12 protein-coding genes are annotated in these 15,211 nt (G+C 62.4%); 7 read left to right on the top strand and 5 right to left on the bottom strand.

The genetic code is table 11. The features are described 5' to 3' along the window. Nucleotides 1-16: 16 nt before the first annotated feature. The gene (locus NN662_RS17855; RefSeq protein WP_261931562.1) at nucleotides 17-1,123 is read left to right on the top strand and encodes a saccharopine dehydrogenase family protein; all 1,107 of its coding nucleotides are present in this window, start codon (nucleotides 17-19) and stop codon (nucleotides 1,121-1,123) included. Between the two features lie 107 nt (nucleotides 1,124-1,230). Here the strand turns inward: NN662_RS17855 and NN662_RS17850 are convergent, their stop codons facing one another. After that, nucleotides 1,231-2,766: an aldehyde dehydrogenase family protein gene (locus NN662_RS17850; protein WP_261931561.1), complete on the bottom strand. Its 1,536-nt coding sequence runs from the start codon at nucleotides 2,764-2,766 to the stop codon at nucleotides 1,231-1,233. Between the two features lie 113 nt (nucleotides 2,767-2,879). On the opposite strand from NN662_RS17850, the gene NN662_RS17845 reads away from it, so the two are divergent. Next, complete coding sequence (locus tag NN662_RS17845; RefSeq protein ID WP_261932018.1) at nucleotides 2,880-3,776, top strand: LysR family transcriptional regulator; 897 nt, start codon at nucleotides 2,880-2,882, stop codon at nucleotides 3,774-3,776. Here NN662_RS17845 and NN662_RS17840 read toward each other — a convergent pair. After that, nucleotides 3,766-4,146 carry a YkvA family protein gene (locus tag NN662_RS17840; protein ID WP_261931560.1) on the bottom strand — a complete coding sequence of 127 codons (381 nt, stop codon included), beginning with the start codon at nucleotides 4,144-4,146 and terminating at the stop codon, nucleotides 3,766-3,768. The genes NN662_RS17845 and NN662_RS17840 overlap by 11 nt on opposite strands. A gap of 40 nt (nucleotides 4,147-4,186) precedes the next feature. Beyond that, nucleotides 4,187-4,891, bottom strand: a complete 705-nt coding sequence (locus NN662_RS17835) for a GntR family transcriptional regulator (RefSeq protein WP_261931559.1) — start codon at nucleotides 4,889-4,891, stop codon at nucleotides 4,187-4,189. A gap of 259 nt (nucleotides 4,892-5,150) precedes the next feature. Here NN662_RS17835 and NN662_RS17830 point away from each other — a divergent pair, with 259 nt between their 5' ends. From NN662_RS17830 to NN662_RS17810, 5 genes are all read left to right on the top strand, one after another. Next, the gene (locus NN662_RS17830) at nucleotides 5,151-6,236 is read left to right on the top strand and encodes an ABC transporter ATP-binding protein (protein WP_261931558.1); all 1,086 of its coding nucleotides are present in this window, start codon (nucleotides 5,151-5,153) and stop codon (nucleotides 6,234-6,236) included. Between the two features lie 29 nt (nucleotides 6,237-6,265). Further along, on the top strand, nucleotides 6,266-7,555 hold the full coding sequence (locus NN662_RS17825) for a PotD/PotF family extracellular solute-binding protein (RefSeq protein ID WP_261931557.1): 1,290 nt from the start codon (nucleotides 6,266-6,268) through the stop codon (nucleotides 7,553-7,555). A 96-nt stretch (nucleotides 7,556-7,651) separates the two neighbouring features. Beyond that, nucleotides 7,652-8,542, top strand: a complete 891-nt coding sequence (locus NN662_RS17820; protein WP_261932017.1) for an ABC transporter permease — start codon at nucleotides 7,652-7,654, stop codon at nucleotides 8,540-8,542. Between the two features lie 3 nt (nucleotides 8,543-8,545). After that, entirely contained in the window at nucleotides 8,546-9,364 is an 819-nt protein-coding gene (locus tag NN662_RS17815; RefSeq protein ID WP_261931556.1) for an ABC transporter permease, read from the top strand. A gap of 66 nt (nucleotides 9,365-9,430) precedes the next feature. Further along, nucleotides 9,431-10,171 (top strand): aspartate/glutamate racemase family protein, encoded by a 741-nt coding sequence (locus NN662_RS17810; protein ID WP_261931555.1) that lies wholly within the window; start codon nucleotides 9,431-9,433, stop codon nucleotides 10,169-10,171. A 12-nt stretch (nucleotides 10,172-10,183) separates the two neighbouring features. Here the strand turns inward: NN662_RS17810 and NN662_RS17805 are convergent, their stop codons facing one another. Together NN662_RS17805 and NN662_RS17800 are read right to left on the bottom strand one after the other, a co-directional pair. Then, nucleotides 10,184-12,868, bottom strand: a complete 2,685-nt coding sequence (locus NN662_RS17805) for an EAL domain-containing protein (RefSeq protein ID WP_261931554.1) — start codon at nucleotides 12,866-12,868, stop codon at nucleotides 10,184-10,186. A 124-nt stretch (nucleotides 12,869-12,992) separates the two neighbouring features. After that, entirely contained in the window at nucleotides 12,993-15,206 is a 2,214-nt protein-coding gene (locus tag NN662_RS17800) for a methyl-accepting chemotaxis protein (RefSeq protein ID WP_261931553.1), read from the bottom strand. Between the last annotated feature and the right edge of the window lie 5 nt (nucleotides 15,207-15,211).

The following is a 15,211-nucleotide window of genomic DNA, read 5'->3' as shown; positions in this document are numbered from 1 at the left end:
CAGAAGGGGATTTGGAATGAAAGACATCGTCGTCATCGGCGCGGGAAAGATCGGCTCGACCATTGCCCGCCTGCTCGCCCATAGCGGAGACTATCGGGTCACCGTCGCCGACCGCGCGGAAGAGCAGCTCGCCGCCATCGAAGCGCACCCGGCCGTCTCGACCCAAGTTGTCGATATCGCTGATCGCGCCAGTCTGGAGGCACTGCTTGCCCGCAAATTTGCCGTCCTCAGCGCTGCTCCGTTCCATCTGACGGTCGCCATTGCCGAAGCAGCGGCCGCCGCCGACGTGCACTATCTCGACCTGACGGAAGACGTCGAATCCACCCGTCGCGTCAAGGACATCGCGCTGGGCGCCACGACCGCCTTCATCCCTCAGTGCGGACTGGCGCCCGGCTTCATCTCGATCGTCGCCCATGATCTCGCCAGCCGTTTCGACACGCTGGACTCTGTGCGCATGCGGGTCGGCGCCCTGCCGCAATATCCGTCGAATGCGCTGAATTACAATCTCACCTGGAGCACCGACGGCGTCATCAACGAGTATATCGAGCCCTGCGAGGCGATCGTCGAGGGCGTGCTGACGGACGTGCCGGCGCTGGAAGAGCGGGAGGAGTTCTCGCTCGACGGCGTCACCTACGAGGCCTTCAACACCTCCGGCGGCCTGGGCACGCTCTGCGAGACGCTGAAGGGCAAGGTGCGCACCCTCAATTATCGCACGATCCGCTATCCCGGCCATGCGGCGATCATGAAGGCGCTTCTCAACGATCTCGGCCTGCGTCATCGCCGCGAGGTGCTGAAGGACATCTTCGAGAACGCGCTACCGACGACGACCCAGGATGTCGTGATCATCTTCGTCACCGTTTCCGGCCGTAAGGACGGACGTCTCGTGCAGGAAACCTATGCCAACAAGGTCTATAGCGGCGTCGTCGCCGGACGCATGACGAGCGCCATCCAGATCACCACCGCCGCCAGCATCTGCGCCGTCCTCGACATGATGGCGGAGGGCAAGCTGCCGCGCGACACGGGCTTCATCCGGCAGGAAGAGATCAGCCTCGATGCCTTCCTGCAGAACCGGTTCGGACAGTATTACGAAGATCGAAGCAAGACCCATCGCATCGCCGGGTAAAGGCGATCAAAAACCTGACATGAAAACGGGGCCGTTCGGCCCCGTTTCTGTATTCGCCCTGTCTAGGAATGCCGGGCCGAACGGTTCGTCCACCCAGCCCTTGCGGATCAATCGATGTCGAAGGACACGCCCTGTGCGAGTGGCAGGGCCTTCGAGTAATTGATCGTGTTGGTCGCACGGCGCATATAGGCCTTCCAGGCGTCGGAACCGGATTCGCGGCCGCCGCCGGTTTCCTTTTCACCGCCGAATGCCCCGCCGATTTCTGCGCCCGAGGTGCCGATGTTGACGTTGGCGATGCCGCAATCGGAGCCTTCCGCCGACAGGAAGCGTTCGGCCTCCTGCATGTCGAGCGTGAAGATCGAGGAGGAAAGCCCGGCAGCGACGTCGTTGTGAAGCGCCAGAGCCTCGTCGAAATCGCTGTATTTCATCACGTATAGGATCGGTGCGAAGGTCTCCTCGGTGACCGGCGAAACCTGTGCCGGCATCTCGATCAGCGCGGGTTTCACGTAATAGGCTTGCGCGCTGCCGGCGTCCTCGACGCGATGACCGCCAGTGACCTTGCCGCCCGCTGCCTTCGCCGTCTCGATCGCCTTCTGCATGCCGTCGAAGGCGGCCTTGTCGACGAGCGGGCCGACGAGCGCCGATGTCTCGAGCGGATTGCCGACCGAGACGCTTTCATAGGCCTTCTGCAATCGCGGTACGAGCGCATCATAGACGCTGTCATGCACGAACAGGCGTCTCAGCGTCGTGCAGCGCTGGCCTGCCGTACCCATGGCGCCGAAAGCGATGGCGCGCAAGGCCATGTCGAGGTCGGCGGACGGGCAGACGATGCCGGCATTGTTGCCGCCGAGTTCCAGGATCGAACGGGCAAAGCGCTTGGCGAGCCGCGGACCCACTTCGCGGCCCATGCGGGTGGAGCCGGTCGCCGAGACGAGGGCGACCTTGCGATCATCGACAAGAACCTCGCCGATGGCGCGGTCGCCGATCAGAACGGAGGAGAGGCCCTCCGGCGCGTCGCCGAAACGGGCGATGGCGCGTTCAAGGATAGCCTGCGATGCAAGTGCCGTCAGCGGCGTCTTTTCCGATGGCTTCCAGACGATCGCGTTGCCGCAGACCAGCGCCAGCGCCGCATTCCACGACCAGACGGCGACCGGGAAGTTGAAGGCGGAAATGATGCCGACGACACCCAGCGGATGCCAGGTTTCCATCATCCGGTGGCCCGGCCGCTCGGTGGCGATCGTCAGGCCGTAGAGCTGGCGGGAGAGGCCGACGGCGAAATCGCAGATGTCGATCATTTCCTGCACTTCGCCAAGGCCTTCGGACGTGATCTTGCCGGCCTCGATCGAGACCAGTCGGCCGAGATCGGCCTTGGCGGCGCGGAGTTCCTCGCCAAGCAGGCGGATCAGCTCGCCGCGCTTCGGGGCCGGCACATTGCGCCAGACGCGGAATGCGGCATCGGCCTTAGCGATGATCTTGGCGGCGGCGTCCGGCGTGTGCGGCGTGAGCGCGGCGATCTGTTCGCCGGTGACCGGCGAATGGGATGCCATGCTGCCACCGGTGAAGAGGCCGGCATCGACGCCCAGCTTTTCCAGTAGGGCCGCCGCTTCCTTCGGCACGTTGATTTTTGAAGCTGCAATGGTCATGAGCACCTCTGACGCGTATGGGATCGCTTGTAAGTTAATTCCGTTTCAGCATTATAATGAATTTCATTTGGGGAATATTGCAAAATTCGCAGTTCAGGTGATGCGTGATGGTCATGAAGCTCAACCGGCGGCAGATGCCGGACATAGCGACGCTGCAGGCGTTCGAATGTGCTGCCAGGCATGGCGGTTTCACGCAGGCGGCGCGTGAACTGAACCTGACGCAGAGCGCCGTCAGCCGCCAGATCAAGGAACTGGAGGCGCGGCTCGGCCTCACACTGTTCGAACGGGTGCGACAGCGCGTCGTCCTGTCGGAACAGGGGCATGCGCTGTTGCCGGAGGTTCGCAATCTTCTCAATCGAACGGAGGCGATGGTGCTGAAGGCGATGGCCTCGCGCGCCGGCCAGCAGAGCCTTTCGATCGCGACGCTTCCGACATTTGCCAGCCGCTGGTTGACGCCGCGCCTGCCCGGCTTCCTGGAAGGGCACCCGGGAACGACGCTCGAGCTTGCCTCGCGCTCGGAGCCCTTCGATTTCGACGAGGAAAACTTCGACCTGGCCATTCATTACGGTCAGCCGGTCTGGGCCAAGGCGGTCTGCCATTATCTCTGCCGCGAGGTCATTTTGCCGGTGGCCTGTCCGGCGCTCAAGGAGAACATGGCCGGCCTCGGCCCTGCCGACCTTGCCGATGGGCCGCTCCTGCATCTGAGCGCGCGGCCGAAACTCTGGGCGGAATGGTTCGACGAGCAGGGGCTGGACACGACGGGCGCCTTCAGCGGCCATCGCTTCGGCCAGTTCTCGATGCAGATCGAGGCGGCGATCGCCGGGCTCGGCGCCGCCCTGTTGCCGCGTTATTTGATCGAGCAGGAGTTGGCGGATGGCCGGCTGGCAATCCTGTTTGAGCGTCCGCTGACGACCGAAAACAGCTACTATGTGGTGGTTCCCGAGGGAAAGCGTGAGAATCCGCTGGCCGAAGCCTTCCGCCTTTGGATCTCGTCGCAGGTCACGGAGTGAAGCTGAGCCGCCGGACAATCCAAGAGCCTACAATCAGAAGTACCACGATCCAGATGGCGATGATGACGGCTGCAGCCGTCTTGCTGGCCGGCCGGTCGGCGGAGGCCAGCCTGCGATGCTCGGCCATGATCTCTGGCGGGATCAGCTTTATCACCGCCCAGATGCCAAGCGGCACGAGGATGATGTCGTCGAGATAGCCGATGACGGGAATGAAATCCGGAATGAGATCGATCGGCGACAAGGCATAGCCGACGACGAAGACGGCCAGCGCTTTCGCATGCCAGGGAACACGCGGGTCACGGCTCGCGCGGTAAAGCGCCGAGACATCGCGTTTCATGGCGCGCGCCCAGTTGCGCAGGTTCCATGCCATGCCGGGTCCTCCCACCCAAGCGGCCAAAGAGGTGCCGGCCTTAAAGGTCCAGCGCGTCCTTCAAGGCCAGGCCTTCACGCATTCTGTAGTCGAGATCGGTCTCGATGTGGTCGATATGGCGCAGCATCAGCTCTGCCGCGCGTTTCGCGTCGCCTCTTTCCAGAGCGTCGAGAATACCGGTGTGCTCGCTGTGGCCGCAGCTCGAAATGCCGGTGCGCCCGTAAAGCGCGATGACCAGCGAGGAACGGGCGACGAGTTCGTCCATGAAGCGCTGCAGGATCTGGTTGCCGGCGACTTCGGCCAGCATCAGGTGAAAGTCGCCCGATGCCTTGATTTCTCCGCGCCGCGCCTGCGGGCCGCGTGCATTCATGAAATGCGCTTCTTCATCGAGCTGCTTACGGAAGCGGGCGATGTCCGTCGGCTTGATCCGTTCGGCGGCGGCGACTGCGGTACCCGGCTCGATCAGCCGTCGCGACGCAAATACCTGCCGTGCTTCCTCCGGCGTCGGATTGGAGATGAATGCGCCGCGGTTGCGCTCGGTCTTCACCAGTCCTTCGAAGGCCAGCATCTGCAGGGCGGAGCGCACGACCGTCCGGCTGGCGTCGAACAGCGTCCCCACCTCCGCCTCGGAAAGTTTGGTGCCGGGCACGAGCCGACGATCGACGATCGCATCTCGAAGCGCGTCGCGGATGGCCTGGGCCCGGTCTTCTGCCGGTGCGTCGATGGAATAGGCTGCGTCAGTCATGGAAGGAATTCACCGCATCTCGATGACTTCATTTAATCCCGAACCGCTTTTCATGCAAATCCCGAGTGTCTGAAAAAGTGCCATCAGATTGCATACAATTTTGACATTGCATCGAAGGCAATGGACTAAATTTTGTGCAATGCGGCATGTGCCGGTTTTGTGCGCAAACAGCTCGATCCGGAAACCGACATGATATCAGAGACTTCACGAGTCTGGCACGCGAAATGCATTTCTCATTCGGCAAGCGAAGGGGCGCCGCATGAGCAAAGCTGCAGAAATCGAAATCGTATCCGTCGTCAAGAAATACGGCGCAACGACCGCTGTCCACGGCATCAACCTCAAGATTCCGGCCGGCACCTATTGCTGCCTGCTTGGCCCATCGGGTTGCGGCAAGACGACGACGCTGCGCATGGTCGCCGGTCACGAGAGCATCACCGAAGGCGACGTGATCCTGGGCAACAAGAACGTCTCGGACCTGCCGCCGGCGCGCCGCGGTACGGCAATGATGTTTCAGTCCTATGCGCTCTTCCCCCACCTTGATCTCATCGACAATGTCGCCTTCAGCCTGAAGATGAAGGGCGTCGCCCGCGAGGAGCGGCGCGCCAAGGCGCTGGACATGCTGAAGCTGATGCAGATGGAGCGCTATGCCACGCGCAAGCCCACCCAGCTTTCCGGCGGCCAGCAGCAGCGTGTGGCGCTTGCCCGCGCGCTGATCACCGATCCCGAAGCGCTGCTTCTCGATGAGCCGTTGTCGGCGCTCGACCCCTTCCTCAAGGTTCATATGCGCGCCGAACTGAAGAAACTGCAGACCTCGCTCGGCATCACCTTCGTTCATGTCACGCACAGCCAGGAGGAAGCCCTGGCATTGGCGGACCTGATCGTGGTCATGAACGATGGCCGTATCGAGCAGGCTGCCGCGCCGCGCACGGTCTTCGAGCGGCCGGCAACCGCATTCGTCGCCCGGTTCATGGGCGACCACAACGTGATCTCCGGAAAGGCGTCCGGCCATGACGGCACTTTCCTGTCGGTTGCGGTCGAGGATGGCGTGTTCACCGCCATCGATGGCCCGCGTGATCCCGGCGAGCCCGTCGATATCGCTGTGCGTACGGACCGCGTGCGCCTGGGCGAGCCGACGGCGCCGGGTCTCGGCTTCTCCGGCACGATCACCAATGTCGAATATCGCGGCTCCTCCGTGAAGCTGACCGCGGATGGGGCGGGTATCACGGATTTCACTGCGATTGTGGGGGACACGGAGTTTTTCGCCCGGCCTGTCAAGGTCGGAGACGCCGTGGCGCTCGCTTGGGATGCCGGGGATGTGGTCGTCCTCGGTCGGATCGATAAATGACCGTCAACAAAACCACCAGGAGAACAGCTATGAGCGAGACGAAGACTGAGAAGAAGGGGCTGACGCGCCGCGACATCCTCAAGACGGGTGCAGCAGCGGCCGGCCTTGCAGCGGGCACCGGCGTCATCACCGGCTTCCCGACCATCTGGGCCAAGAACCCGATCACGCTTCGCCAGATCGGCACCGGCGTTTCCAACATCAATGCTATCGCCGAGAAGTGCAAGGCCGACCTCGGCATCACGCTCGAGATGACGGCGCTCGACTCCGACGCCGCCGCCCAGCGCACCGTCACCCAGCCGGACAGCTATGACATCGCCGACATCGAATACTGGATCCTGAAGAAGGTCTATCCGTCGGGCGTCATCCAGCCGATGGATACCTCCAAGCTGAAATACTACGACAAGATCGTGCCGCTGTTCAAAACCGGCAAGCTGACACCCAACAGCGTCATCGCCCAGGGCACCGCGCCGCACACCGTCGGCTTCGTCGAAAAGCCCGGCGACAAGACGTTCGCATCCGGCGAGACCGGCTGGTTCACCATGGTTCCGACGATCTACAATGCCGACACGCTCGGCATCCGTCCGGACCTCGTCGGCCGCGATATCACCACCTGGGCCGACATCATGGATCCGGCCTTCAAGGGCAAGACCTCGATCCTCAACATCCCGTCGATCGGCATCATGGATGCGGCCATGATCATGGAAGCCATGGGCAACATCAAGTACGCCGACAAGGGCAACATGACCAAGGAAGAGATCGACAAGACGATCGACTTCCTGATCAAGGCCAAGCAGGACGGTCAGTTCCGCGCCTTCTGGAAGTCCTTCGACGAGTCCGTCAACCTGATGGCGTCGGGCGAAGTCGTCATCCAGTCCATGTGGTCGCCAGCCGTCGCCGCCGTCCGCTCCAAGGGCATCGCCTGCAAGTATCAGCCGCTGAAGGAAGGCTACCGCTCGTGGGGCGGCGGTCTCGGCCTCGCCTCGCACCTTTCCGGCGCCGAGCTCGACGCAGCCTACGAATACATCAACTGGTACACGTCCGGCTGGGTCGGCGGCTACCTCAACCGCCAGGGCTACTACTCGGCCTGCATGGACACCGCCAAGGAATACATGTCCGCCGACGAATGGGGCTACTGGATCGAAGGCAAGCCGGCCGAGGGCGATATCCTGTCGCCGGAAGGCAAGGTCATGGAGAAGGCCGGCGCCGTTCGCGACGGCGGCTCCTTCCTCGAGCGCATGGGCCACGTCGCCTGCTGGAACTCGGTGATGGACGAGGACCGCTATATGGTCAAGCGCTGGAACGAGTTCATCGCTGCCTGATGACAACTGCCCCTCCCTCGGTCTCTCGGGGGAGGGGCGCCATCCAAAGCCCGGGCATAGGAGACGGCACCCGTGAGCACCGCTGCCACAGATGACATGATGCCGATGAAGCGCGCAAAGACCAGCCTCGCATCGCGAATGGCCGGCGGCGCCGCCTCCTATCTCCAGGCCACGCCGCTGACGCTGATCCTCGGCTTCTTCTTCCTGCTGCCGATCATCCTCATCATCGCCGTCAGCTTCTGGGACTACGATTTCGCCGGCATCTATCCGGATTTCCTCTGGACCAATTACGAGGACGTGCTGTTTTCCTGGGTAACCTGGAAGACCTACCTCAACACCCTGAAATATGCGGCGATCGTCTGGGCGCTCACCCTCGTCATCGGCTTCTGGGTCGCCTATTTCCTCGCCTTCCATGTCCGCAGCGCGGCCATGCAGACCATCCTCTTCCTCGTCTGCACGGTTCCCTTCCTGACCTCGAACATCATCCGCATGATCTCGTGGATACCGGTGCTGGGGCGCAATGGTCTGGTCAACATGGGCCTTCAGAAGGCCGGTCTGGTCTCCTCGCCGGTCGAATGGCTGCTCTATTCGGATTTCGCTGTGGTGCTCGCCATGGTGCATCTCTACACGCTGTTCATGGTCACGCCGATCTTCAACACGCTGATGCGCATCGACCGCTCGCTGGTGGAGGCCGCCAAGGATGCCGGCGCCACCGGCTGGCAGACGCTCTGGAACGTCATCATTCCTCTGGCCAAGCCCGGCATGGCGATCGGCACTATCTTCGTTGTCACGCTGGTGATGGCCGATTTCACCACGGTGCAGGTCATGTCCGGTGGCCAGAGCGCGTCTGTCGCGCTGATGATGAAGAACCAGATGTCGCTGCTGCAATATCCGGCAGCCGCCGCCAATGCCGTGGTCCTGCTGTTTGCGGTGCTGATCATCGTCTCCGGCATTCTGCGGATTGTCGATATCCGGAAGGAGCTATAAGCCATGCATCACGAAAAGCGCGGCACCGGCTTCTACGTCCTCGCCATCTTCTTTGCGATCTTCGTCCTGTTCCTCTACGGCCCGATGTCGGCGATCTTCATCCTGTCCTTCCAGGGACCGAATGGCGGCCTGACCTTCCCGATGAACAGCTGGTCGCTGCACTGGTTCGCCAATCTGTTCGAGAAGCAGGCGGTGGGCGATTTCGCCGGCTCGATCACCCGTTCCGTCACCCTCGGCCTGATGGTCATGGCGGTGACGGTGGTCGTCTCCCTTCTGGCGGGCCTTGCCTTCCGCCGGCGCTTTGTCGGATCGACGTCGCTCTTCTATCTGGCCATCGCCAGCCTTGTGGTGCCGTCGATCATCGTCAGCCTCGGCATCGGCGTGATGTTCCAGCAATTCGGCTTCAAGCCGTTCTGGTATTCCTCGGCCTTCGGGGCGCACCTGACCTGGACGCTACCCTTTGGCGTGCTCATCATGTTTGCCGTCTTCAACCGCTTTTCGCCTTCGTATGAAGAGGCGGCCCGCGATCTCGGCGCCTCTCCCTGGCAGACCTTCTCGAACGTGCTCCTGCCGATGATCGCGCCGAGCCTCGTTGGTGTCGGCCTGTTCGGCTTCTCGCTTTCCTATGACGAATTCGCGCGCACGCTGCTGACGGCGGGCAGCTACAACACCCTGCCGCTCGAAATCTACGGCATGACCACCAACGTGACGACGCCGGTGCTCTATGCGCTCGGCACCGTGACGACGCTGTTCTCCTTTGCGGTTATCGGCACGACGCTCGCGGTGATTGTCTATCTCGGGCGCAAGCGCGCGCGAGCATGACCTCCTCCGCACTTATCTCTCCCTGCAATGCAGAGCCGACCAGGTCGGCGAACTGACGGACATTTCATGCGCATCCTCGTCGTGAACCCCAACACCACCGCCAGCATGACGGAGACGATCGCTTCGGCGGCGGTGCGCGTCGCGGCCGCCGGCACGGAGATTTCCGCCGTGACGTCCGCCATGGGACCGGTCTCGATCGAGGGTTATTATGACGAGGCCTTCGCGGTTCCAGGCCTGCTCGCCGAAATCGCAGCGGGCGAACAAGCCGGTGCCGATGCGGCCGTCATCGCCTGTTTCGACGACACCGGGCTCGACGCGGCAAGGGCCATGGCCGCGATCCCGGTCATCGGCATCTGCGAGGCGGGCCTCGCCGCCGCCTCCTTCATCGCCCGTCGCATCGGCGTGGTCACGACCATGGCGATTTCGCTCGACCCATTGGAGCATCTTGTCCAGCGCTACGGCATGGCGGGCAGGGCGCGGGTGAGGGCGGCGGATATTCCGGTGCTGTCGCTCGAAGATCCGAACTCCGGTGCCCGGGCGCGCCTTGAGGCGGAAATCCGCCGCTCCATCGAAGAGGACCGTTCCGAAGCCATCGTCCTCGGTTGCGCCGGCATGGCGGAGATGGCCGCCGAGCTGCAGGAGAAATATGGGCTGCCGGTGATCGACGGCGTCGGCGCTGCCGTCAAGCAGGCAGAAGCGCTGGTGACGCTGGGCCTTCGAACAGCCAAGCGCGGCGCCTACTCATTTCCGATCTCGAAACCGTATACCGGGCTTTTGGAAAACTTCGGGCCGTCCGTCATCCGCTGACCCTCGGCCATATTAGGCGCGTCTTCGATCCCGCTGTGCGGCCGGCTTGTATTCCCTTGCGAAGGCGAGGAACTGATCGGCGCTCATTGGCCGTGCCAAAGCATATCCCTGCAGGAAGTCACAGCCGAGGTCGCGCAGCACGGCGGCATGCTCCATCGTCTCGATCCCTTCGGCCACGCTTTCGATACCCCGCGACCGGCCGATATCGATGATCGATCGCACCAGTTGCTGCTGCGACTCGCAGGTCAGGACAGGTTTGATCAGCTGCCGGTCGATCTTCAGTCGCCGCGGCGACAGGTTGATCAGGCTGATGATCGAGGCATAGCCGGTGCCGAAATCGTCGAGTTCGATGGCGATCCCCAGCTCCTTGATGGCCTTTATCCGGCTAAGCAGCATGTCGTCCTCGTCATCGAACGAGATCGATTCCAGAAGTTCGAAGGACAACGACCCGGGTGCGGGGGCAAGCTCTCGCAGCTTGTCGATCAGGTTGTCGTCAAGCAGCCGCTGTGCCGAGATATTGACCGACACCTGCGGTATGGCAAGTCCCTCGGCCTGCCAGCGATGGTACTGGAACAGCGCCTGATGCAGGATGCTGGCGTCGATCTGGGCCACGTTGTTGAGCGCTTCGGCGATCGGCAGGAAGGCGGACGGCGGCAGCATGCCCTTTTCCGGATGCTCCCAGCGCGCCAGCGCCTCGACGCCGGCGATCTCCAGCGTGCGGGCGTCGAACTGCGGCTGGAAATACGGGATGAATTCGCCCTGCTCGAGGCCGCGGAGGATTTCGTCGGCCGTGCGCTTGTTCGAGACGGCGACTGCCCGAAGGGCATCGGAGAAGAACTCCACCCGGTTGCGGCCCCGACGCTTGGCTTCGTAGAGAGCGATATCGGCGTTGATCAGCAGGTCGTCGGCCTTTTCCAACAGATCGCATCGCGAGGCGACGCCGATACTCGCACCCACCCTGCATTCGTGGCCGTTGTAGTCGACCGGTCGGCTGATACCCTCGATCAGCTTGTCCGCCAGCGGGCTGCAGCTTTCCGCACAGTCGCAGCTCGTGATCACCACGAACTCGTCGCCGCCGATGCGCGCAACGAAATCCGCCACGCCGACATTGGCGAGCAGCGTGTCGGCGGTGTGCTTGAGGATACGGTCTCCCGCGCCGTGGCCGAGCGTATCGTTGATGTCCTTGAACCGATCGAGGTCGATATGCAGCAGGGTCATGGTCGGAGACCCGTGACCGTTATCGCGTTCGGCGAGAACCTGGTCGAGGAAGCGGCGGTTCGGCAGACCGGTCAATGCATCGTGCAGTGAGTTGTATTCCATCCGCTTGCGGGCGATTTCCAGCTCGCGGTTCTGTTCCTCGGCCTTTTTCTTGGCTGCCTTCAATTCGTCCTGCAGTCGCATGTCCTCGGTGACATTCCAGTTGACGCCGACGATCTTGTAATGGCCTCTATGATCGCGGTAGGCCGTACCATAGGCGCGGACATGCCGGACATCGCCGGTTCTTGTAACGATCCGGAACTGGGTGATGTACTTGCGGCCTGTCGAGACGGTTTCCGCAAATGTCGCCCTGGCGATTTCCACGTCTTCGGGATGCACAGAGCGCTCCCAGTCCTGATAGATATTTTCGACCTGATGTCGCGGCAGGTCATAGATGTCGCGCATGCGTTCATCCCAGATCAGGATATCTTCGTCGACGTCGTAGTCCCAGACCCCGATTTGCGAGGTTTCAAGAGCGACTTCCAGGCGCTGGGACAGTTCCTCGAGTTGCTCCTCCCGGTTGCGCAATGCCAGAATGTTGTCGTGGCGTTCGCGCATCAGGCGCCCGACCCAGACCAGCGGCAGGATGATCAGCAGGCCGACGAGCGCGAGGCTGAGACGAAAGGTTGCCGTCCCTTCCGGCAGCACGTTCCATCCCTGCTTCGGCGTGGCCAGCAATATCCATTGTTCATAGCCGAGGTCGATTGCCGCTGCTGCCGGAACCTCTCCGACCTCGGCTCGGTCTCCGTAGAAATAGCGGGTCGAGCCATTGTTGTGGTCGATGGCACCGACGGTGATGTGCAGATTTTCCGAGGCGGCATTGAGGCCGCTCTCCCGATAGAGCTTGTCGAGATCCACGACCGCGGAGAGAATGCCCCAGAAGGTTTCTTTCCCATGAGTATCCGTGAAGGTGACCGGATACCGGACGAGCAGGCCCTGGCCCCCTTGGATCAGATTGATCGGACCTGCGAGCGTTACCCGGTTCTCGTCGCGGGCCCTGTAGACGGCGGAGCGTTGATCGTCGTTCTTGCGGTAGTCTAGCCCCAGAACCTTTTCATTGCCCTTCAGCGGATAGACGTGATTGACCACGAGATCGGGTGCGAGCGCGACGCTTCTGATCTGCGTACCGGATTTCATCAGGTGACCGGCGAGCCTGTCGAAGGTCGATAGCGGCATGTCTGGCTGCGTCGCAATGGCTGCCGCAAGGCCCTGCGCCAGCAGGATGTTGCCGTTGATCTTGCCTTCGAGCTTGCTGCGAATGAGGCTCAGTTCCTCGTGGACCTTCGTCCGCGCTGTAGTTTCGGCCGCCTGCTTGCGAACGAAATCCGTATAGACAAGTGCGCTGACGATAGCCGCAACGAGCAGCAGCCCGGGAAGATAGGGCGCCTTGACCAATTTCGCCGCAAAGCGGCGCAGGGACTGTGCTCGTATGTCTGCCATTCAGCCAGAGACCGGATTATTTCACGACTATCCTCGGCAACAGTGCAACAATAGGTTTAAGAATTTGCTGCTTTCCTCGAGGCAAAAAAAATGCCCCCGTGAGCAGGTCACGGGGGCAGGAAATTCAGGCAGCGCGGCCGATGGCGCGTGTCCGTCCATCTCCGATCTGGAAGTGGCTGATGCGCTGACTGAGCACGATGCTCTCGCTGTCGAGGCTGTGGGCCGATGCGGTGGTCTCCTCGACCATCGCCGCGTTCTGCTGCGTGACCTGATCGAGAGAGACAACGGTCGAGTTGATCTCGCCCAGACGCTCGGACTGGTCGCGCGAGGCCAAGACGATGCCGTTGATCTCGGCGCTGATCGCCTGGATGCCTTCCTCGATCTTGGTCAGGCCCTCGCCGGTCTTCAGTACCAGCGCGACGCCGTTCTCGACGTCGGCAGCCGAACCGTTGATCAGGGCGTTGATGTCCTTGGCCGCCGCGGCGGAACGCTGGGCAAGCTCGCGGACTTCCTGCGCGACGACGGCAAATCCCTTGCCGGCATCGCCGGCGCGGGCCGCCTCGACGCCTGCATTGAGCGCCAGCAGGTTGGTCTGGAAGGCGATCTGGTCGATCACGTCGATGATCTGGCGGATCTGCTGCGAGGAGTTTTCGATCTTGTCCATCGCCGAGATGGCTTCACGGACGATTGAGGCGGAAGCGCTTGCCTGCTGCGTCGTCTGAGTGGTGACGGCTTCCGCATGTTCGCAGCGTCCGCGCGTTTCCTTCAGCGTTTCGGTGATGCTGCCGAGTGCCGCCGCCGTTTCCTCGAGCGCGGCTGCCTGCCGCTCGGTGCGCTGCGACAGGCTTTCGGACGCGGTCTTCAGGCTGGCCGAGCCGCCGCTGATCGTGTCGACGCTTTCGCCGATGGCGCCGATCGTCTCTTCGAGCTGCTGCATGGACAGGTTGAAGTCCACGCGCAGCTGGTCGAGGCTGGCGACGAACGGCATGTTGATCCGGTGGCTGAGCCGGCCGCCGGCGAGGTTCTTCAGACCGCTGGCAAGGGCTGCGACCGCCGCCTCGAGATCGGCGGCGCTCCGCGCCTTTTCCGCCTCGCGCTGGACGCGCTCGGATTCGATCTCACGGTTCTTCTCGGCTGCGTTGATTTCCATCGCATCCTTTTCGAGCGCACTGTTGCGGAAGGATTCCAGTGCCCGCGCCATGGTGCCGATTTCATCCTTGCGGTCGACGCCCTCGATGACGATCGACTTGTCGCCGGCATTCAGGCGGTTCATCAGTTCGGCGAGCTTGGTCAGCGGCCGGGTCATGCGAGCGGCGACGAACGCGCCGACGAGACCCATGATGGCGAGCACGGCAAGTGTGGCGACCACGGCCGACTGCGCCAGCTTGGTCGAAGCGGCCAGAACCTTGCTTTCTTCCTGGCCGACGACAAGCATGTCGTTTTCGCCGAACAGCGAGATCGGCAGATAGGAATAGAAGAAGGAGCCCTGATCGTCGGAGGCGAGCAGCGAGCCGGAGGAGGACTGGCCGGCGGCAGCGGCAAGATCCGCGGGAGCCTTGCCGTCCTTGGCGAAGCTGGCGGCGCCGGCGCGCAAGATGCCGTCCTTCGTCAGCAGGAAGCCTGCGTCGACCGTCGAGCCAAGACCCTCCGGTTCGACAACCTGTGCCAGCTTGGTGCTGGAAACGCGGACGATCACGAAGCCCTTGCGGGTGGGCTTGCCCCAGTAGAGAATTTCGAGCGGGCGGCCGATGAATGCCGATACGTCGCCGTCCTCGGCCTTGTAGGGCTGGAAGCCCTCGACGAAGTCCTTGGTCTCTGTGCTCTTGCCGGCTTCCTCTACGATCTTGGCCAGCGGCTCGTTGCCCGGGTCCTTGACGCTCTGCAGGAATTCGCGGCCCTTGGTGACGGAGTAGACGATCAGGCCGTCCTGATTGACGACATAGATGTCGCTGACCTTGGCGTTCTTCCATGCGGAGACGAGCGAGCTGTGGATTGTCGAATGGCGCATGCCGTAGATGAGTTTGGTCGAGGAGCCGTCTTCCTTGACGCGCTGCTCAAGCGTCGCACCGGCCGGAGAAAATGTCTTGAGAATATTGTCACGCTCGGACGACATGATGGAGGCGATGTTGTCGACCGCGTCGGCGACAGCCGTGTTCTGTCCGATGTCACTAAGGGTCTGGTTGACGCGCACGACATAGTTGGAGACGTCCTTGGCCTGGTTGCCGGCGATCGACGCGAGGCGAAGTTCGCTTGCCTCGATGAGGCCCTGCTTCCCGATCTCATAACTCAGCAGTCCCACGGACAGGCATGAGACCAGTGTTGCTCCGATGACCAGCAAGGCAA

The sequence above is a fragment of the Rhizobium sp. NRK18 genome (assembly GCF_024385575.1).
Classification (GTDB): Bacteria; Pseudomonadota; Alphaproteobacteria; order Rhizobiales; family Rhizobiaceae; genus JANFMV01.
The sequence above is the reverse complement of the archived record's forward strand: the minus strand, read 5'-3'. Positions and strand labels throughout refer to the sequence as shown.

What these genes read in the sequence shown, in the direction of transcription:
- NN662_RS17825 (WP_261931557.1), top strand. Translation starts at nt 6,266, where the DNA reads ATGAGCGAGACGAAGACTGAGAAGAAGGGGCTGACGCGCCGCGACATC.
- NN662_RS17845 (WP_261932018.1), top strand. Translation starts at nt 2,880, where the DNA reads ATGAAGCTCAACCGGCGGCAGATGCCGGACATAGCGACGCTGCAGGCG.
- NN662_RS17840 (WP_261931560.1), bottom strand. Translation starts at nt 4,146, where the DNA reads ATGGCATGGAACCTGCGCAACTGGGCGCGCGCCATGAAACGCGATGTC.
- NN662_RS17805 (WP_261931554.1), bottom strand. Translation starts at nt 12,868, where the DNA reads ATGGCAGACATACGAGCACAGTCCCTGCGCCGCTTTGCGGCGAAATTG.
- NN662_RS17835 (WP_261931559.1), bottom strand. Translation starts at nt 4,891, where the DNA reads ATGACTGACGCAGCCTATTCCATCGACGCACCGGCAGAAGACCGGGCC.
- NN662_RS17850 (WP_261931561.1), bottom strand. Translation starts at nt 2,766, where the DNA reads ATGACCATTGCAGCTTCAAAAATCAACGTGCCGAAGGAAGCGGCGGCC.
- NN662_RS17810 (WP_261931555.1), top strand. Translation starts at nt 9,431, where the DNA reads ATGCGCATCCTCGTCGTGAACCCCAACACCACCGCCAGCATGACGGAG.
- NN662_RS17830 (WP_261931558.1), top strand. Translation starts at nt 5,151, where the DNA reads ATGAGCAAAGCTGCAGAAATCGAAATCGTATCCGTCGTCAAGAAATAC.
- NN662_RS17820 (WP_261932017.1), top strand. Translation starts at nt 7,652, where the DNA reads ATGATGCCGATGAAGCGCGCAAAGACCAGCCTCGCATCGCGAATGGCC.
- NN662_RS17855 (WP_261931562.1), top strand. Translation starts at nt 17, where the DNA reads ATGAAAGACATCGTCGTCATCGGCGCGGGAAAGATCGGCTCGACCATT.
- NN662_RS17815 (WP_261931556.1), top strand. Translation starts at nt 8,546, where the DNA reads ATGCATCACGAAAAGCGCGGCACCGGCTTCTACGTCCTCGCCATCTTC.